Below are 20,331 nucleotides of genomic sequence, written 5' to 3'. Positions count from 1 at the left end.
GCAACCGCGGCAACCGGGATCGATCTCGACACGGCGATTGCGAGCCTGGACGCCAGCGTGACCGGTGCCGGCAGCCTGACGATCGACGAAGCCGACGCGATCACCTTGACCGACGTCGACACGGCGAATGGCTCGATTGCGATCACGGCAGCAGGCGCGTTGGCGGCCGTCGATGTTGCCGCGACCGGCGGCTCGGTTTCGCTGACCTCGACCGGAGCCACGGGCAGCATCGCCACGACCGTGGTCAGCGGCACGGGCGTGACGCTGGTGGCGGACGCCATCGACATCGGCGCGGGCTCGGTCAACGCCGGTGCCGGCACGGCCACGATTCGTCAATCGACGAATGGCACGGCGATTTCGCTGGGCGCTGAAACGGTGGGCGAGCTGAGCCTGACCGATGCCGAACTCGATCGGATCACCGCTGGCACGCTTGCGATCGGCAATGCCGGCAGCGGCACGATCACCGTGCGAGGCGCGGTCAGCCCGGCGAACAGCGCGAACCTGAGCCTGACGACCGGCGGCGCCATCGCCAACACCGTGGCCGGCACCGACATCACCGTGGCGAACTTGAACGCGACGGCCGCCAGCGGCATCACGCTCGACACCGCGATCGCGACGCTGACAGCCAGCGTCACCGGCGCCGGCAGCATCGCCATCAACGAAGCCGACGCCCTGACTGTCACCAGCGCCACGACGGCGAACGGTGGCATCACGATCGCGGCTGGCGGTGCACTGACCGCGACCAGCGTCACCTCGACGACCGACAGCGATGCCAACGACATCAGCCTGACGGCGGCTACCGGCAACCTGAGCGTCGGCACGGTCAACGCTGGCGCGGCCGGCGATGTCAGCCTGACGGCGACGACGGGCGCGATCTCCGATGCCAATGGCGTGACGACCAATGTCACTGCCGATGCCCTGATCGCGCAGGCCGCCACCGGCATCGACCTCGACACGACCATTGCCAGCCTGGCTGCGACCACGAGCGGTGTCGGGAGCATCGACATCAGCGAAGCGAATGCGCTGATCGTTTCCAGCGCGATGACGGCGAACGGCGCGATCACGATTGCTGCCGGCGGCGCACTGACGGCCACCAATGTCGTCTCGACGACCGACAGCGACGCCAACGACATCCGCCTGACGGCGACGACCGGCAACCTGACGGTCGATACCGTCAATGCGGGCGCGGCAGGCGACGTCACGCTGACGGCCACGACCGGCGCGATCATCGATGCCAATGGTGCGGCAACCAACGTCACGGCCGATGTGCTGACGGCGCTGGCAGCAACCGGGATCGACCTCGACACGACGATTGCCAGCCTGGATGCCATGACGACCGGCGCCGGCAGCATCGACATCAACGAATCGAATGCGCTGACGGTCACCAGCGCGATGGCGGCGAACGGCGGCATCGCGATCACGTCCGGTGGCGCGCTGACCGTCCTCAGCGCCGTGTCCACCACCAACAATGATGCGAACGACATCAGCCTGACGGCGACGACCGGCAATCTGGTCGTCGGCACGGTCAACGCCGGCACGGCAGGCGATGTCACGCTGTCGGCGGTGGCGGGTGCGATCACCGACGGCAATGGCGCGACGACCAACGTCGTCGCCGACGTCCTGACTGCGGATGCGGCGACCGGCATCGATCTCGATACGACGATCGCCAGCCTCGATGCGGAAACGACCGCTGCCGGCAGCATCGACATCAATGACACGGATGCGCTGACCGTCACCGATGCGACCACGGCAAACGGCGCGATCACGATCAGGTCGGGCGGCGCGCTGACCGCGACCAATGTCGTCTCGACGACCGACAGCGACGCCAACGACATCAGCCTCCAGGCGGCCGCCGGCAATCTGATTGTCGGCACGGTGAATGCGGGTGCGGCCGGCGACGTCGCACTGGTCGCGAACGCCGGTGCCATCACCGATGCCAACGGAACGGCGACCAATGTCATCGCCGATGTCCTGACGGTGAGCGGCAATACCGGCATCGACCTCGACACCACGATTGCCACGCTGAATGCGACGACGACAGCCATCGGCAGCATCGTCATCGACGAAGCCGACGCACTGACCGTGACCAGTGCAACCGCTTCGAACGGCAGCATCACGATCACCTCGGGCGGCGCGCTGACCGTCGGCAGTGCCATGTCGAACACCAACAGCGATGCCAACGACATCACGCTGACGGCGATGACGGGCAACCTGAGCATCGATGTGGTCAACGCGGGAACGGCTGGCGACGTCAACCTGAGCGCCACCACCGGCGCCATCACGGACGCCAACGGCGCTGCGACCAACGTCACCGCCGATGTGCTGACGGCGAACGCCGCGACGGGCATCGACCTTGACACCACCATCGCCAGCCTCGTCGCGGCAACGACTGGCGCCGGCAGTATCGACATCAACGAAACGAACGCACTGACCGTCACCACGGCCACGACGGCGAACGGCGCAATCACGATCTCGGCCGGTGGAGCGCTGACGGCGACCAGCGTCGCTTCGCTGACCGACAGTGATGCGAACGACATCAGCCTGACCGCAACCACCGGCAACCTCGGTGTCGGCAGCATCAACGCCGGCACCACCGGTGACGTGGTCCTCGTTGCGGTGGCGGGCTCGATCACCGATGCCAATGCCGGGGTGACCAACGTCACCGCGGACGGCCTGACGGCAACCGCGGCAACCGGGATCGATCTCGACACGGCGATTGCGAGCCTGGACGCCAGCGTGACCGGTGCCGGCAGCCTGACGATCGACGAAGCCGACGCGATCACCTTGACCGACGTCGACACGGCGAATGGCTCGATTGCGATCACGGCAGCAGGCGCGTTGGCGGCCGTCGATGTTGCCGCGACCGGCGGCTCGGTTTCGCTGACCTCGACCGGAGCCACGGGCAGCATCGCCACGACCGTGGTCAGCGGCACGGGCGTGACGCTGGTGGCGGACGCCATCGACATCGGCGCGGGCTCGGTCAACGCCGGTGCCGGCACGGCCACGATTCGTCAATCGACGAATGGCACGGCGATTTCGCTGGGCGCTGAAACGGTGGGCGAGCTGAGCCTGACCGATGCCGAACTCGATCGGATCACCGCTGGCACGCTTGCGATCGGCAATGCCGGCAGCGGCACGATCACCGTGCGAGGCGCGGTCAGCCCGGCGAACAGCGCGAACCTGAGCCTGACGACCGGCGGCGCCATCGCCAACACCGTGGCCGGCACCGACATCACCGTGGCGAACTTGAACGCGACGGCCGCCAGCGGCATCACGCTCGACACCGCGATCGCGACGCTGACAGCCAACGTCACCGGCGCCGGCAGCATCGCCATCAACGAAGCCGACGCCTTGACCGTCACCAGCGCCACGACGGCGAACGGTGGCATCACGATCGCGGCTGGCGGCACGCTGACTGCAACCAGCGTCGCGGCAACCGGCGGCAATGCCAGCCTGACCGCGAACGGTGCTGCCAGCGACCTCGTTGCCGGTGCCATCAGCGGGGCCAATGTCAGTTTGTCGGCGGGGCGTGCGATCACCGACGGCAATGGCGCGACGACCAACGTCACGGCTGGCTTGCTGACGGCCGATGCCGTCACCGGCATCGACCTCGATACCAACGTCGGGAGTCTTGATCTCGCCGTGACCGGCGCCGGCAGCATCGGCATCGACGAAGCGAATGCGGTCAGCCTGATGGATGTCGATGTCGCGAACGGCAACTTCGCGTTGACGGCCGGGGGCACCATCACGCAGACCGGGCCGGTCAGCATTGCCGGCAGCACGACGCTGAACGCCGGCGCGAATGCCGTCACCCTCGGCAATGTCGGCAACAACTTCGGCGGCGCCGTGTCGGCGAGCGGCAGCGCGATCACGTTGGCCGATGTCGGTGATCTGTTGCTCGGCAACGTCAGCACGCCGGGGCTGGCCAGTGTGACGGCTGGCGGCACGATCACGCAGGGTGCAGGCACCACCATTGCCGCAGGCACGCTGAGCGGCAGCTCGGGCGGCGCGACGACCCTGAACAACGCCAACCTGATCGGCTCGCTCGGCAATTTCACGGCGACGAGCCTGAGTCTGAGCAACGCGCAGGCGCTGAGCGTCGATGGCGCCGTCACCGCCACGGCTAACGTCGCACTGACGACAACGGCCGGTGATCTGGCGATCAACAATGTCGTGACCGCGGTCACCACCACGCTGAGCGCGGCCGGTGCCGTCAGCGAAGGCGCATCCGGTGTCATCGACACCGGCACGCTGACGATCACCGCGACCGGCGATGCCACGCTGGACGGCAACAACCTGATCGACGCGCTCGGCGCCGTCACCGCGGCCAATCTGGTGGTCAGCAACGCCCAGTCGCTGGCCGTCAATGGCCCGCTGAACATCGGCGGCGGCAATGGCGACATCACGTTGCAGGCCACTGCCGGCACGCTGGCAGTCAATACCGCGCTGACCGGCGACGACATCGCGCTGGCCTCCGCAACCGCACTCGACATCGCGAACAACATCACGTCCAACACACTGGATCTGCAGTCGGCCGGCGCGATCACGCAGTCGGTGGGCGTGCTCGACACCGGCTTGCTGACGATCAGCTCGGGCGGCGACACCACCCTGAACGGCGCCAACCTGATCGACACGCTGGGCGCGGTGACGGCAGCCAACCTGAGCCTGACCAATGCCCAGACGCTGGCGGTGAACGGCCCGCTGGTCATCGGTGGTGGGGCCGGCGACATCAGCCTGACGACGACCGCCGGAACCCTGGCGATCAACGGCCCGCTGACCGGCGACGACGTGGCGCTGAGCTCCGCGGCCGATCTCGGCCTGACCGGCGCCATCACCGGCAACACGGTGAGCCTGACCTCCGGTGGCACGATCAGCCAGACGACCGGAATCGTCGATGCCGGCACGCTGTCGCTCAGTTCGGTGGGCGACACCACGCTGAATGGCGCAAATCGGATCGACGCGCTCGGTGCGGTGACCGCGGCGAACCTGAGCCTGAGCAATGCCCAGGCGCTGGTCGTGACCGGTCCGCTGACCATCGGCGGCGGGGCGGGCGACATCAGCCTGACGACGACGGCCGGTGCGTTGCAGATCAACAGCGCGCTGACCGGCGACGCGATCGCGCTGGACGCCGCCGGGGATCTGAACCTGGCCGCCAACGTCAGCGGCACGACGGTGGACCTGCAGTCCGGGGCGAACATCGCGCAAAGCGCTGGCGTGCTGAGCGCTGGCACGCTGACCGGATCGTCCACCGGCAGCACCACGCTGACGCAGGCGAACGCCATCACCACGCTCGGTGCATTCACCGCCAATGGGCTGGCCCTGAGCAATGCCCAGACCCTGACGGTGACCGGTCCTGTCGACGGCGGTGCCAGCACGGCGCTGACCACCACCAGCGGCAATCTGGTGCTGAACGGCAATGTCAGCGGCACCGCGACGGCCCTGAACGCCGCCGGCAGCATCAGCCAGACCGGTGGCGTGATCACGGCGGGCACCTTGAGCGGCTCGTCGACCGGCAGCACGACGCTGACGCAGGCAAACGCGATCACCACGCTCGGCGCCTTCACGGCGGCGGGCCTGAGCCTGACCAATGCGCAGGCGCTGACCGTGACCGGTCCGGTCAATGGCGGTGCCAGCACCACGCTGACCACGACTGCGGGCGACCTGACCCTGGCCGGCAACGTCAGCGGCACGAGCACCACGCTGACGGCGCAGAACGGCGCGATCACCAGCACCTCGGGCGTGGTCAGCGGCACCAGCCTGACGGCGACCGCCGCCAACGGCATCAGCCTGAGCACGGCGGTCGCATCGCTCGATGCCAGTGTCACCGGCACCGGCGGCATCGTCGTCAATGAAGCCGACGCCATCACCCTGACCGATGTCGACACGGTCAACGGCAGCATCGCCGTGAACTCGGGTGGCACCCTGACCGCGACGGATGTCGCCGCCACCGGCGGCGGCGTGACCCTGACCACCACGGCGGGCAACATCGTCGTCGACCTGGTCAGCGGCACCACCGCGACACTGAACGCCGCAGGCGCGATCACCGCGGCGGACACCGACGCCGAGGCCGATGTCGTGGCCGGCACCATCGCCCTGGTCGCCGGCAGCGGCATCGGCAACGACGCCAACGGCGCGCTCGACCTCACCGGCTCCGCGATCGGCGCAACCAGCACCAACGGCAACATCGATCTGGACAGCCTCGCCACCGGCGCGGTGACGGTGTCGAACGTGGCGACCGGGCTCGGCACGATCAGCTTCGATCAGACCGGCAATCAGGCCCTGACCGTGGCCAGTGCCGTGACCGCGGATGGCGCCATCGCGATCAGCAACACCGGCGGCGCGTTGACCGTCACGGCAGCGACGGCGGGCGGCAATGACGCCGACGACGATCTGAGCCTGCGCACGATCGGCGCCGGCGATCTGGTGATCGGCAGCCTGACCGCCGCCGGCAATGACGTGGTGCTGAATTCGGCGGCCGCGATCGTCGACGGCAACGGCGCGACGGTCAACGTCAGCGCCGGCGCACTGTCGGCAACGGCTGCGAGCGGCATCGGCAGCGCCGACGCGATCGAGACCCAGGTCGCCGCCATCACGTTCGCGAACGGCAGCAACAATGTCGCGATCAGCAACGCGCTGGCCGGCGGGGTCTCCGTGGCCGGCACCAGCGGCGGCGGCACCATCGCCGTCACCGAAACGCTCGGCAATCTGACCGTCGCGGGCAACATCGCGACCACCGGCAACACCGCGCTGACGGCGAGCAACGGCAGCATCCTGCGCAGCGCCGGCACGGTCAGCGGCAACGCGGTCACGCTGGCGGCTGGTGGCGCCAACGGCAGCATCGGCGCGGCGGGTGCGCCGGTGCTGACCGACGCCACCACGCTCGCGCTGACCGGTACCGGCAGCGGCAGCATCAACGTCACCGAAGCGAACGGCGCGACAGTCAGTGCGTCGACCGGCAGCGGCGCGATCAATATCGCGTCGACCACCGGCAATCTGACCATCGGCGGCAACATCGCCACCACCGGCAACACCACCTTGACCGCCAATGCCGGCAGCATCCTGCGGACGGCAGGCACGGTCAGCGGCGGCACGGTGACGTTGAATGCCGGCGGCACCAATGGCGCGATCGGCGCACCGGGCGCGGCGATCCTGACCGATGCGACGACCATCGCGTTCACCGGTACCGGCAGTGGCAGCGTCACCATCACGGAAGCCAATGGCGCGTCGATCAGCGGCTCGACCGGCAGCGGCGCGATCACGGTCAACTCGACCACCGGCAACCTGACCATCGGCGGCAACGTCGCTACCACCGGCAACACTTCGCTGACCGCGAACGCCGGCAGCATCCTGAGAACGGCGGGCACGGTCAGCGGCGGTACCGTGACCTTGACCGCCGGTGGCGCCAACGGGTCGATCGGCGCACCGGGTGCCGCAATCCTGACCGATGCCGGCACCATCGCCTTCACCGGCACTGGCAGCGGCAGCGTCAACATCACCGAAGCCAACGGCGCGACGATCAGCGGCTCGACGGGCAGCGGCAACATCGCGCTGACTTCGACCACCGGCAACCTGTCGGTAGGCGGCGACATCGCCACCACCGGCAACGTTGCGCTGGCGGCGAATGCGGGCAGCGTGCTGCGCGCGGCCGGCACGGTCATCGGCAATGCGGTGACGCTGACCGCCGGCGGCACCAACGGCGCCATCGGCGCGCCGGGTGCAGCGATCCAGACCAACGCGACGACGATCGCGTTCACCGGCACCGGCAGCGGCAGCGTCAACATCGCCGAAGCCAACGGCGCGGCGATCAGCGGCAGCACTGGCAGCGGTGCGATCAGCGTCGCCACGACGACCGGTGATCTGACCGTGACCGGCAATGTCGCGACCACCGGCGACACCACGCTGACCGCGACCGCGGGCAACCTGGCCCGTACCGGCGGCACGGTCAGCGGCAATCTGGTGACGCTGAATGCCGGCGGCGCCAACGGTTCGGTCGGCACCGGCAACGCGCCGATCGTGACCGACGCCAGCCGCATCGCGTTCACGTCGACCGGCACCGGCAGCGTCAACATCACCGAAGCCAACGGCGCGTCGATCAGCGGCACGGCGGGCAGCGGTGGCGTGTCGGTGACCTCGACCGCCGGCGATCTGACCGTCGGCGGTGCCGTGACCACGTCCGGCAACACGCGGCTGGCGGCCAGCGCCGGCAATGTGCTGATCAATGCCGCGGTGAACAGCGGCACCGGCACGGTGACCCTGAATGCCGGCGGCAACATCACCGAAGCGGCGGGGGCGGTGATCACCGCCGGCACCTTGACCGGCAGTGCCACCGGCAGCGTGTCGCTGCTCGGCGCGAACCAGATCGCCAACCTCGGCTCGTTCAGCAGCAACGGCTTCGCGATCAGCAATGCCCGCGATCTGACCGTGGCCGATGGTGCGATCGTCGACAGCGGCACCGGCAATCTCGGCGTGACGACGACCGCCGGCGGCATCCGGATCGACGGCACGCTGAGTGCCGGTCGCCCGGTGACGGTCGCCAACGGCACGGTGACCTTGAACTCGGCCGGCACCATCGTCGAAGGCGTCAACGGCCGCATCCTGGCCGATGTGCTGACCGGCGAGTCGCGCGGCGCCGTGACCCTGGGGACGGATGCCCAGCGCAACCCGAACGAGATCGGCACGCTGATGAACTTCGTCTCGCGCGGCGACTTCAGCATCGTCAACACGATCACGCTGACCCTGGCCGGTCTCGATGCACGCAACTTCTCCACCTACGTCAACGTGCTGAACGGCGACATCCTGCAAGGCGGCGTGTCGGAGGTGTTCAACACCACCGGGCGCTTCTCGGCCGGCAACGGCGGCATCGGCCGGCGCGGCTCCGGTGCCGGTCAGTCGCTCCGAATCACCGGCACCGACACGCAGTTCGTCGACGCCATCAGCGCGACGCGCCGGCCGGCGTTCATCCGCGCGCGCACCGCGGAAGGCCGCCTGTTGCGGATCGGCGGCGAGGGCGGCTTCAATGCCGAGATCGCGGCGGGGACGGGCTCGGCGCAGAACTCCAATAACGTCAGCGATTCGTACATCGATCCGGCCGTGATCAGCGCCAGCTTCCGCTCGTACGGCATCGTGCCGTCGGGCATGCGCCTGCCGGAAGATCAGGTCGAAGCGAAGGAGTCCGACGATGAATGAGCCGCTGCCGGCCGCGTCGGGCTCGGGGACGCTGCCGCTGTTCTTCAAGCGCCTGGAAGCGCTCGATTCGGAGCGCCATCGCCGGCTGCGGCGGCGTTCACGGGAGGACTACCGCTTCGCTGCCGCCAGCAACGCGATCCCGATCGGCTTCAGCGAATTGCCGAAGGCCTCGCAGGAGTACCCGATCGTGTTTGCCGGCGACGGCGACTCGCTGCATCTGGCAGCGCTGGTCGGCCTGACGGCGTCGAGCAACCTGTTCGTCGGTGCCGACGGCCAGTGGCAGGGCCGCTATGTGCCGGCCTATCTGCGCTGTCATCCGTTCACGCTCGCACGCGGACCGGGGGCACTGGATTCGGTGGCGACGTACATCGTCGCGATCGACAGCGGCAGCCCGGAGCTCGATGAAAGCGCGGGTTTGCCGCTGTTCTCCGAGCGTGGCGAGCGCACGGCGCAGCTGAACCAGATCGTCGAATTCCTGCAGCACTACGAGGCGCAGGTCGATCTCGGCCGGCGCTTCGCGCAGCGCGTCGGCGAACTCGGGCTGCTGGTGTCGGTGAACGCCGAGGCGCGGCTGCGCAATGGCCGGCAGTTCGCGCTGTCCGGGCTGCGCGTGGTCGAGCGCGGCGCGCTGCGGGCGCTGCCGGTCGAGGCCCGGATGGAGCTGTACGACAAGGAGTGGCTGGAAATGATCTACCACCACTTCGCGTCGCTGCAGTCGTTCTCGAACCTCGTCGATCGGCTGGCGCTGCGCGAAGGAACCGGGGCCGCCGCGTGAACCAGCGTTTCCGCGTCCGTGCGCTGGCATGGGCGCTGGCGCTGACCTGTGCTGGCGGCATCGCACCGGCCGCCGCCCAGACCGACCCGCGTCTGACCGGCGGCACCGTGCTGACGCAGCTCGAAGCTGCGCAGCGCGACCTTGCGGCGCGCGCCGCTACCTTGCCCGACAGCTCGCTGTCGGCGGCGGCCGGACATCTCGGCACGCTGGTCGAGGGCATCCGCAAGGCCATCGGCGGCGAATCCGGCAAGCGGCTCGACAAGATCGACGACGAATCCGAAGGCAAGGTGCTGCGCGGTCAGGCCGCAGCCTTGCTGACACAGGCCTGGCTGTCCGCCAGCACGGGCTGCACCGACAGCGATGCGACGACCACGGCCGCGGCGCTGACCACGGCACTGGCGCGGCTGGCCGCAGCGAAGGCCTCGTCGAACTCGGCGCAGGCGGTGATCCAGTCGGTCGAAACCACCGATCGCCGGGCGGTGTTCGCGGTCAACAGTGACGTCAAGGACGCAACGGTCGTCGTCAACGGCCTCAACCTGCACGACAGCAAGTGCGACGACCCGGCCGTCACCGCGACCGATGAGGCCGGTGCGCCGCTGGCCGCGCAGCCGGTGATCACGGCGGTGGCGCCGTCGCGGCTGGAGTTGCGCCTGCCGCCGGGCCTCGCCGCCGGGCCGTACGTGCTGCACGTGGTGCCGAAACGCAAGTCGCGCTTTCTCGGCTGCGAGAAGCAGCCGGAAGCCAGCGCCGTGCTGAACGTGGTGCCGCCGCTGAGCGTGGCAGTGTCGTACATGGTGCAGCCCGTGTGCCTCGTGACGAAAAACAGGAAGTCGGTCGAGCAGGAACAGCCGGCGGTCAGCGGCAGCCTGCCGCCGCTGGCGCGGGGCGCGACCGTGGTCACCGCGCAGGTTCCGGTGCCGGCCTGCGAGTTCCCGGTGTCGTACGCGATTTCGGCGCAGGCGACGTTCGGCGATGGCCATGTCGCCCGCGTCGGCCCGATCAGCCAGAGCGCGTCGGCCGGCATCACCACGGGCATTCCCGGCGGCGTGTCGCTGAGCTGGGATCCGAACATCCGCCAGCTGCTGGCGACGCTGGCGGCCGGAAACTGCAAGGCGTTCTACTGATCCCGCCGCCGTCGCGCGGTCACGCTTCGCGCATCAATATGCAATTTATTGCATGCGCAAAACTGCGCATATAGACTGCAGGCCTATTTCCACCAGAAGGCTTCCCGCATGTCGCTGCCACCGCTGTTTCACAACCGCCTCCGCATTCCGGTCGTGGCGTCGCCGCTGTTCATCATCTCGAACCCGGATCTGGTCATCGCCCAGTGCAAGGCCGGCGTCGTCGGCTCGTTCCCGGCGCTGAACGCGCGTCCGGCCCAGGAACTCGGCAAGTGGCTGCAGCGGATCACCGACGAACTGGACCGCCACAACCAGGCGAATCCCGATCGCCCGGCGGCGCCGTACGCGGTCAACCAGATCGTGCACAAGTCGAACAACCGGCTGGAGCACGATCTGGAGATGTGCGTGAAGTTCAAGGTGCCGATCGTCATCACCTCGCTCGGCGCCCGCGTCGACGTCAACGAGGCGATCCACTCGTACGGCGGCATCACGCTGCACGACATCATCAACAACAAGTTCGCGAAGAAGGCGATCGAGAAGGGTGCCGACGGCCTGATCGCCGTGGCCGCCGGTGCCGGTGGCCACGCCGGCACGCAGTCGCCGTTCGCGCTGGTGCAGGAAATCCGCGAGTGGTTCGATGGCCCGCTGCTGCTGTCCGGCTCGATCGCCTGCGGCAGTTCGATCCTTGCCGCGCAGGCCATGGGTGCCGATCTGGCTTACATCGGCTCGGCCTTCATCGCCACGCACGAAGCCAATGCCGACGAGCGCTACAAGCAGTGCATCGTCGACTGCGGTGCCGACGACATCGTCTACTCGAACCTGTTCACCGGCGTGCACGGCAACTACCTGCGGCCGTCGATCGTCGCCGCCGGGCTCGACCCGGACAAGCTGCCGGAATCGGACCCGAGCAAGATGGATTTCGGTTCCGGCGGCAACACCGACGCCAAGGCCTGGAAGACCATCTGGGGCTGCGGACAGGGCATCGGCGCGGTCAAGTCGATCGGCTCGGCCGGTGACCTGGTCGACCGGCTCGATCGCGAGTACGCCGCCGCACGCCAGCGTCTGGTGGCGGCCTGATCGTCAGCGTCGGCCACGGCTGATCGACATCCATGGCGCTGTCCCACGCCATCCTGGTCTCGCTGGTCGACCGGCCGCATTCCGGCTACGACCTCGCGAAGCGCTTCGACCAGACCGTGGGCTTCTTCTGGCCGGTCAGCCATCAGCAGATCTATCAGGAGCTGCACAAGCTGGCGCGGGTCGGCTGGCTGCGTTCGCAGATGGTCGAGCAGAGCGAGCGGCCGAACCGCATCGTCTACGAACTGACCGATGACGGCCGGCACGCGCTCGACGCTTGGCTGGCGGAGCCGACCGACCCGCCCAGCTTCAAGGAAGAGATGCTGGTGAAGCTGTTCGCGCTGGCACCCGGCAACCAGCCGGCGCTGCTGGCGGAACTGGAGCGCCGCCGCGCGATGCACGTCGCGCGGCTGGCGCGCTACGAATCGATCATGGCCGAGCACTACCCGGAGCCGGCGCGCCTGCAGGCGCGTCGGCGCGGGCGCTATCTCGGCCTGCGCATGGGCATTCTCAACGAGCGCACGACGATCGCCTGGTGCGAGGAGGCGATCGCCTGCCTCCACGCCGCACCGGCGGACGCGGCGGATGCCGCGGAAGTCGCGTCGACCACCGCGCTGGCATCGCCACGCGCACGCACGCCGGATGCCCGGCACGACTGACCCGTCCCCTCAACCTACCGTCTGCCCGGATTCCTGCCCATGGCTCCCTACCGTGCCCCGCGCCGCGACATGGCCTTCGTCATCCACGATCTGCTTCGCGCCACCGATCACTATCGGCAGATGCCGGTGTTTGCCGAGATCGACGCCGGGCTGCTCGATCAGACGATCGACGGCGCCACCCGTTTTGCCGAGACCGTGATCGCGCCGCTGAACGCCATCGGCGACGAGCAGGGCTGCCGGCTGGTCAACGGGCAGGTGCAGACGCCGACCGGGTTCGCCGACGCCTATCGCCAGTACGTCCACGGCGGCTGGCCGACGCTCGGCTGCAGCACGGCGCATGGCGGGCAGGGCTTCCCGGCGCTGGCGCACACGGCGATCGTGGAACTGCTGTGCGGCGCCAACCAGAGCTGGACGATGTTCCCGATCCTGTCGCACGGGGTCTACAAGATCGTCAGCCAGCACGCCTCGCCGGCGCTGCAGGCGGCCTGGCTGCCGGCCATCGTCGACGGCACCGCGACCACGACGATGCTGCTGACCGAAGCCCATTGCGGCAGCGACCTCGGCTTGCTGCGCAGCACCGCCAGCCCCGCGCCCGAGCGGGATCTGCCGGACACGCCGGCGTACCGCCTTCGCGGCAGCAAGATCTTCATTTCGAGCGCCGACCACGACTGGACCGACAACATCGTCCACATGGTGCTTGCGCGCCTGCCGGACGCGCCGCCGGGTGTGCGCGGCATCTCGCTGTTTCTGGTGCCGAAGCGGCTGCCCGATGGCACCGTCAATGGCCTCACTGTCACCCACGTCGAGCACAAGATGGGGCTGCGCGGCAGCGCCACCTGCTCGGTGACGCTCGACGGCGCGGTTGGCTGGCTGGTGGGCCAGCCACATCAGGGCCTCGCGGCGATGTTCATCCTGATGAACGAGGCGCGGCTGAATGTCGGCGTGCAGGCCATCGCGGTCGCCCAGGGCGCCTACGACGCCGCGCTGGCCTACGCCCGCGAGCGGCTGCAGATGCGCCCATCGAGCGGCGCGCGCCGGCCCGACCTGCCGGCCGACCCGATCATCCATCACGCCGACGTGCGCCGGATGCTGCTGACCCAGAAGGCGCGGATCGAAGGCGGCCGCATGCTCGGCTACTGGATGTCGCTGTGCAGCGACCTTGAAAGCCATCATCCGGACGAGACCGAGCGCCGCGATGCCGCCGACCTGCTGGCGCTGCTGACGCCGGTGACCAAGGCCTTCCTCAGCGACAAGGCCTTCGACGATGCCAACCTCGCGCTGCAGGTACTCGGCGGCCACGGCTACCTGCGCGATCACGGCATCGAGCAGCGCGTGCGCGACGTCCGCATCGCCCAGATCTACGAAGGCACCAACGGCGTGCAGGCGCGGGACCTGCTGGGCCGCAAGATCCTCGGCGATGGCGGTGCCAAGCTCGGCAAGCTGATGCGCCGCATCCGAGACTTTCTCGCGACGCAGGCCCGTGTCGAAGCGATGGCGCCGTTCACCAGACCGGTGGCGGCGCTGGCGGACCAGTACGAGCAGACGCTGCGCGACATCGTCGCCGCGCAGTCCCGGCATCGCGATGCCTCCGATGCTGCCGCTCACGACATGCTGCAGGCGCTGGGACACCTTTGTTTCGGTTACCTGTTCGCCCAGGCGGCGGCGCTGGCGCTGCCGAAGGCCGACGCGCCCGATCCGTTCCACGCGTCGAAGCTCGAAACCGCGCGCCATTACCTCACGCAACTGCTGCCGCAAGCGGATGCCCATCTGGCTGCAGCGCGATCCGCGGCCATCGCACCGGTGGCGCTCGATGAGGCGCGATTGTTCGGTTGAGGCGCCCGCCGGTTGCGATCGGCGCGCAACGGGCCGCGTGGGACGCGTCGGCGACGCGCCAACGAAAATGGCCACCGTGAACGGCGGCCATTCGAATGCAGACAACAGGTGATTGGTCGGGGCGACAGGATTTGAACCTGCGACCACCTGCCCCCCAGGCAGGTGCGCTACCAGGCTGCGCTACGCCCCGATGAGACGATTGTAACGCGCCGCTCGTGTGGCGGCGATGCTGCGGCCGGAGTCAGACCGGCCAGCGGTTGAGCAGCGATTCGAGCTCGGTGCGGATGTCGCGAAGCTCAGCCCGGCGGCTGCTGTTGGTTGCCGTCGTCGGCAGCACCAGCGGCTCGACCACCGCCACGATCGTGTCGACCCGTGGCTGCTCCTTGAGACGCAGACGGGCAGCGCCGATGGTGTCGCCCTGCTCGTACAGCAGGCTGCGGATGCGGCGGATCATTTCGACATCGTCGTGCTGGTAGTAGCGACGATTGCCACGACGCTTCGCTGGCTTCAGCTGCGGGAACTCCTGTTCCCAGTAGCGGAGCACATGCGCCTTGACGCCGCACAGCTCACTGACCTCACCAATTGCGAAGTAGCGCTTGCGCGGGATGTCCGGCAGAGGCTCGAGCTTATGCGTCGGCTTCATCAACGCTCACGCGCAGCCGGAGCTTCTGACCGGGACGGAAGGTCACGACCCGGCGTGCGGAGATCGGAATTTCCTCGCCGGTTTTCGGATTGCGCCCGGGACGCTGGCTCTTGTCGCGCAGTTCGAAGTTGCCGAAGCCCGAAAGCTTCACTTCTTCGCCGTGCTCCAGCCGCTCGCGCACCTCTTCGAAGAAGAAGTCGACGAATTCCTTGGCTTCGCGCTTGTTGAGGCCGAGCTCTTCGAAGAGCGCTTCGGCCAACTCGGCTTTGGTCAACGCCACGGTTGTTATTCCCTCACCGATCCGCCCAGTCGGGCATGAACGCCAGCAGCCACCGCCTGCGCGGCCGCGTCGATTTCTTCAACATTCAGCGTGCGTGAATAGTCCTGAAAAATCAAGCCATAGGCGACGCTCTTGCGTCCTTCCGGCAGGTTCGCGCCACGGTAGACATCGAAGCTCTGGACCGACTTCAGCAACGGTCCGCCGGTGTCGCGGATGACGTCGGCGATCGCCTGTGCGGAGACCGCTTCGTCGACCACGAATGCCAGATCGCGGCGCGACGACGGAAACTCCGACACGCCGCCCGGCGTCGGCAGCGCGATGTCGCGGACGGCGGCCCAGTCGAGCTCGAACAAGTACAGCGCTTCGCTGATGTCGAAGGCTTCCGCCAGCTTCGGATGCAGCGCGCCGAGCCAGCCGACGGCCACGCCGTCGCGCACGAGGCACGCCGTGCGACCCGGGTGCAGGGCAGGGTGCTGCCCGGCTTCGTAGCGCAGCGAGGTGCCGAACAGGGTTTCGAGATCGGCCTTGGCGTCGAAGAAATCGACCGGCCGCGCCGCCGCACCCCATTGTTCGGGCAACGCCGGGCCGGCGATCAGACCGGCCAGCTTTGCCTGCTCGCGGTTGGCCTCGCCGTCCAGCGCATAGACCGCGCCGGCCTCGAACAGCCGGGCGCGCTTCTGCTGGCGCTGACGGTTGTACTGCCAGGTCGGGATCAGACCGCTCCAGATCGTCGTGCGCATCACCGCCATCGTTTCGGCGATCGGATTGTCGAGCAGCACTCCCGGCGTTTCCGGATCGAGCTGCACCTGAATCTTCGGATCGACGAAGCTGTAGGTGACCACTTCCTGATAGCCGCGGGCGATCAGCGCGTCCTTGACCCGGTCGAGCTGGCGCGTGGTTTCCTTCGCCGAGAACGGCGCCAGTTCGGCGGCGTAGGCGCCCGGCGCGATGTTGTCGTAGCCGTGCAGGCGGCCGATTTCCTCGACCAGATCGGCTTCGATCCGCAGGTCGTAGCGATGCGGCGGTACCTTCACCTGCCAGCTGCCGGCGCCACTCGGGGTGACCGTCATGCCGAGGCTCTGCAGCAGCGGCACGATGCGGACCACCGGAATCTCGCAGCCGAGCAGGCGGTTGACCTGCGAATGACGCAGCGCGATCTCCGCGACATGTGCGGGTGCGGTGCCGACCTCGACGATCGGTCCGGCCTTGCCGCCGCAGATTTCCTGCACCAGCGCCGTCGCGCGTTCCAGCGCCTGCCGCTGCAGCGCCGGATCGACGCCGCGTTCGAAGCGATAGCGCGAATCCGACAGCAGCTTGTGGCGGCGGCCGCTGGTCGCGATCGACACCGGCTCGAAACAGGCGGCTTCGAGGAAGATCGAGGTCGTGGTCGACGAGCAGCCCGAGGCTTCACCGCCCATGATGCCGGCGAGCACCAGCGGGCCGGAGTCGTCGGTGATCAGCAGGTCGCGCGGGTCGAGCGTGATGGTCTGCTCGTTCAGCAGCTTGAGCTGTTCGCCGGCCTTGGCGCGGCGGACGCGGATCGCACCCTTCAGCTGCGCGGCGTCGAAGCCGTGCATCGGCTGGCCGAGTTCGAGCAGCACGTAATTGGTGATGTCGACCACTGGATGGATCGTGCGGATGCCCGAGCGGCGCAAGCGTTCGCTCATCCAGTCCGGCGTGCGGGCAGCCGCGTTCAGCCCTTCGACCACTCGGCCGACGTAATGCGGGCAGCCGCTGATGTCGTCGACGATGACGCCGATGCGCGTTTCCGGTTCGACCACGGCCGGCTTGATCCGCGGTGCCGTGACCGGAATGCCGTACAGCGCGGCGGCTTCGCGGGCCAGACCGGCGATGCTGAGGCAGTCCCCGCGGTTCGGCGTCAGCTCCAGCACGATGCTGTTGTCGACCAGACCGAGATGCTTTTCGATCGGCGTGCCCGGCTTGGCGCTGAGGTCCAGTTCCAGCAGGCCATCCGACTTTTCGGCGAGGCCGAGTTCCGAGGCCGAGCACAGCATGCCGCTCGACTCGACACCGCGCAGCGCGGCCTTGCCGATCTGCGTGCCGTTCGGCAGCACCGCACCTGGCAGCGCTGCCGGAACCAGAATCCCCGGTCGGGCATTGGCGGCGCCGCAGACGATCTGCAGCACCTCGCCGGTGCCGGCGTCGACTTCGCAGACGCGCAGACGATCGGCCTGCGGGTGCGGGATGGCGCTGAGAATCTTGCCGACGACGATGCCTTGCGGCAGCACGGCCAGCATGGCTTCCGCTTCGGCCTCGAGGCCGGCCATGTTCAGCTTGTGCGCGAGTTCGGTGGCCGTGGCCGGCGGGTTGACCCATTCGCGCAGCCAGTTCTCTGAAAGTTTCACTTGAACTGCTCCAGAAACCGCAGATCGTTGTTGAAGAACAGGCGCAGGTCGTCGACGCCGTAGCGCAGCATCGTCAGGCGTTCGACGCCCATGCCGAAGGCGTAGCCGGTGTAGCGCTCGGGGTCGATGCCGACGGCGGCCAGCACGTTCGGATGGATCACGCCGCAGCCGAGCACTTCCAGCCAGCGCGTGCCCTTTTCGGGATCGCCCCAGCGGATGTGGACGTCGGCGCCCGGCTCGACGAACGGGAAGTACGAAGGCCGGAACAGCGCTTCGACATCGCGCTCGAAGAACAGCTTGAGGAACGTGGTCAGATCGTGCTTGAGATCGGCAAGGCCCACGTTTTCAGCCACATACAGGCCTTCGACCTGATGGAACATCGGGCTGTGGGTGCGATCGAAATCGACGCGGTAGACGCGGCCCGGGCAGATGATACGGATCGGCGGCTTGCGGTCGAGCATCGTGCGCACCTGCACCGGACTGGTGTGGGTGCGCAGCAGGCGCGCGCCGTTCAGGGCATAGAACGTGTCCTGCATGGCCCGCGCCGGGTGCGATTCCGGAATGTTCAGGGCCTGGAAGTTGTGCCAATCGTCCTCGATTTCCGGACCCTGCACCGATTCGAAGCCCATCGCGTTGAAGATCTGCTCGATGCGGCGGATGGTCCGCGACACCGGATGCAGTGCGCCGGCCGGTTCGCCGCGCCCGGGCAGGGTGACATCGATCGTTTCGGACGCGAGGCGACGCGCCAGTTCGGCATCGGCGATCGCGCGGGCGCGCGCTTCGAGCTGCGCCGACAACTGTTCCTTGACCTTGTTGACCTGCTCGCCGAAGGCCTTGCGCTGTTCATGCGCCATGCCGCCGAGGCTTTTCAGCAGATCGGTGACCCGGCCTTTCTTGCCAAGGAGGTCGACGCGGAGCGCTTCGATCGCGCGCGGATCAGCGGCGGCGGCAATGTCGGCCTGCGCCTGCGTCAGCAGGTCGTCGAGATTCGGGTTAGCAATCGCGTTCATGCGGTGATTCCAGCCAGCTTGCACAATAAAAAAGGGGAGAGGCGAATGACGCCGCTCCCCCGATTTGCAACCCGATCGCTTAGGCGGCGAGCTTGGCCTTCGCCTGTTCGACGAGCTTGGCGAACGCCGGCTTGTCGTGAATCGCGATGTCGGACAGCATCTTGCGGTCGATCTGGATTTCAGCCAGGGACAGGCCGTGGATGAACTTCGAGTACGACAGGCCCAGCTCGTTCGTGGCCGCGTTGATGCGCTGGATCCAGAGCGCGCGGAATTCGCGCTTCTTGACCCGGCGATCGCGGTAGGCGTACTGGCCAGACTTGATGACCTGCTGCTTGGCAGCGCGGAAAACGCGGCCGCGGGCGCCGTAGTAGCCCTTGGCTTTCTTCAGAATCTTCTTGTGACGGGCGCGGGCAGTAACGCCGCGTTTGACTCGTGCCATCGGTAATTACCTTTCGATTGTCTTGTTCGCTGAGCGAATCTTCTATGTAAGCGACGCTTCTACCACTAGGTGACGCCAGTGAACCCGAAGGTTCAGGCGTACGGGAGCAGCTGACGGACTTCTTTGTTGTCCGAGGCATGCACCATCGTCGGCCCACGCAGGTCGCGGATGCGCTTGGGCGATTTCTTGGTCAGGATGTGGCGCTTGAACGCGCTCGAGCGCTTGAAGCCGCCTTTCGCGGTGCGGGAAAAGCGCTTGGCGGCGCCCTTGTTGGTCTTCAGCTTCGGCATGTCTACGGCTCCAATGTGTTCGTGTTACGGCCGCCATCCGCGAGGGGCGACTACTGATTAATGTTTGCGCGGGCCCATCACCATGATGGCCTGCTTGCCTTCGAGCTTCGGGTGCTGCTCGACCAGCGCCAGTTCATCGAGTTCGGCCTTCAGGCGGTCAATCAGCCTGAAACCCAATTCCTGATGCGCCAGTTCGCGACCCTTGTAGCGGATAACGATCTTGACCTTGTCGCCTTCTTCAAGGAATTCCTTGCAGTGCTTGAGCTTGGTCTGGAAGTCGCCTTCCTCGGTCGTCGGACGGAACTTCACTTCCTTGACCTGAATCTGCTTCTGCTTCTTCTTGGCAGCCTGAGTCTGCTTGTCCTTCTGATAGATGTACTTGCCGTAATCCATAATCTTGCAGACCGGTGGGTCTGCATTCGGCGATACCTCTACCAGGTCAAGCCCGGCTTCCTCGGCCTTCGCGATCGCGTCACGCGTGAGCATGATGCCGACCTGCGAGCCATCCGCACCGATGACACGTACACGGGGTACGTTGATTTCCTCGTTACGGCGATCCTGACGTTCCGCGCTGATACGCGTATCCCCCAAAAAACCAATGAACAAAGCGGGTCGACGACAGGTCGCCCGCAGAAAAGAGCGGCATTATAGGAAT

13 protein-coding genes and 1 tRNA gene are annotated in these 20,331 nt (G+C 67.6%); 6 read left to right on the top strand and 8 right to left on the bottom strand.

The window, feature by feature from the left end:
- Positions 1 to 57: 57 nt before the first annotated feature.
- The 6 genes from QZ951_RS16880 to QZ951_RS16855 all read left to right on the top strand — a co-directional run bounded on the left by QZ951_RS16880 (position 58) and on the right by QZ951_RS16855 (position 14,648).
- Positions 58 to 9,186: a hypothetical protein gene (locus QZ951_RS16880; RefSeq protein WP_293002704.1), complete on the top strand. Its 9,129-nt coding sequence runs from the start codon at positions 58 to 60 to the stop codon at positions 9,184 to 9,186.
- The gene (locus QZ951_RS16875; protein WP_293002702.1) at positions 9,179 to 9,961 is read left to right on the top strand and encodes a SapC family protein; all 783 of its coding nucleotides are present in this window, start codon (positions 9,179 to 9,181) and stop codon (positions 9,959 to 9,961) included. The genes QZ951_RS16880 and QZ951_RS16875 overlap by 8 nt, the downstream gene beginning before the upstream one ends.
- A complete protein-coding gene (locus QZ951_RS16870; RefSeq protein WP_293002700.1) occupies positions 9,958 to 11,085 on the top strand; it encodes a hypothetical protein in 1,128 nt (375 codons plus the stop codon). Before QZ951_RS16875 ends, QZ951_RS16870 begins: the two co-directional genes overlap by 4 nt.
- A 108-nt stretch (positions 11,086 to 11,193) precedes the next feature.
- On the top strand, positions 11,194 to 12,159 hold the full coding sequence (locus QZ951_RS16865) for a nitronate monooxygenase family protein (RefSeq protein WP_293002698.1): 966 nt from the start codon (positions 11,194 to 11,196) through the stop codon (positions 12,157 to 12,159).
- A gap of 32 nt (positions 12,160 to 12,191) precedes the next feature.
- The gene (locus tag QZ951_RS16860) at positions 12,192 to 12,815 is read left to right on the top strand and encodes a PadR family transcriptional regulator (RefSeq protein WP_293002694.1); all 624 of its coding nucleotides are present in this window, start codon (positions 12,192 to 12,194) and stop codon (positions 12,813 to 12,815) included.
- 39 nt (positions 12,816 to 12,854) lie between these two features.
- Positions 12,855 to 14,648: an acyl-CoA dehydrogenase gene (locus QZ951_RS16855; RefSeq protein ID WP_293002691.1), complete on the top strand. Its 1,794-nt coding sequence runs from the start codon at positions 12,855 to 12,857 to the stop codon at positions 14,646 to 14,648.
- Positions 14,649 to 14,761: 113 nt separating this feature from the next.
- Here the strand turns inward: QZ951_RS16855 and QZ951_RS16850 are convergent.
- From QZ951_RS16850 to infC, 8 genes are all read right to left on the bottom strand, one after another.
- Positions 14,762 to 14,838 (bottom strand) — tRNA-Pro (locus QZ951_RS16850).
- 51 nt (positions 14,839 to 14,889) lie between these two features.
- On the bottom strand, positions 14,890 to 15,294 hold the full coding sequence (locus QZ951_RS20430; RefSeq protein WP_366943969.1) for a MerR family transcriptional regulator: 405 nt from the start codon (positions 15,292 to 15,294) through the stop codon (positions 14,890 to 14,892).
- Positions 15,275 to 15,571: an integration host factor subunit alpha gene (locus tag QZ951_RS16840; RefSeq protein ID WP_293002689.1), complete on the bottom strand. Its 297-nt coding sequence runs from the start codon at positions 15,569 to 15,571 to the stop codon at positions 15,275 to 15,277. Before QZ951_RS16840 ends, QZ951_RS20430 begins: the two co-directional genes overlap by 20 nt.
- Positions 15,572 to 15,576: 5 nt before the next feature.
- Positions 15,577 to 17,937, bottom strand: coding sequence for a phenylalanine--tRNA ligase subunit beta (pheT, locus tag QZ951_RS16835; protein WP_293002687.1), 2,361 nt, complete (start codon positions 17,935 to 17,937; stop codon positions 15,577 to 15,579).
- The gene (locus tag QZ951_RS16830) at positions 17,934 to 18,947 is read right to left on the bottom strand and encodes a phenylalanine--tRNA ligase subunit alpha (RefSeq protein ID WP_293002685.1); all 1,014 of its coding nucleotides are present in this window, start codon (positions 18,945 to 18,947) and stop codon (positions 17,934 to 17,936) included. The genes pheT and QZ951_RS16830 overlap by 4 nt, the downstream gene beginning before the upstream one ends.
- Positions 18,948 to 19,026: 79 nt before the next feature.
- Positions 19,027 to 19,386 carry a 50S ribosomal protein L20 gene (gene rplT, locus QZ951_RS16825; RefSeq protein ID WP_293002683.1) on the bottom strand — a complete coding sequence of 120 codons (360 nt, stop codon included), beginning with the start codon at positions 19,384 to 19,386 and terminating at the stop codon, positions 19,027 to 19,029.
- Positions 19,387 to 19,478: 92 nt separating this feature from the next.
- Positions 19,479 to 19,676 carry a 50S ribosomal protein L35 gene (rpmI, locus tag QZ951_RS16820; RefSeq protein ID WP_022975473.1) on the bottom strand — a complete coding sequence of 66 codons (198 nt, stop codon included), beginning with the start codon at positions 19,674 to 19,676 and terminating at the stop codon, positions 19,479 to 19,481.
- 57 nt (positions 19,677 to 19,733) lie between these two features.
- Positions 19,734 to 20,267, bottom strand: a complete 534-nt coding sequence (gene infC / locus QZ951_RS16815; RefSeq protein ID WP_366943974.1) for a translation initiation factor IF-3 — start codon at positions 20,265 to 20,267, stop codon at positions 19,734 to 19,736.
- Positions 20,268 to 20,331 lie beyond the last annotated feature (64 nt).

Origin of the sequence: Nevskia sp. (assembly GCF_021732705.1) — a bacterium.
Lineage (GTDB): Bacteria > Pseudomonadota > Gammaproteobacteria > Nevskiales > Nevskiaceae > Nevskia.
Note: the sequence above shows the minus strand (reverse complement) of the source record. Positions and strands in the feature narration are given on the sequence as shown.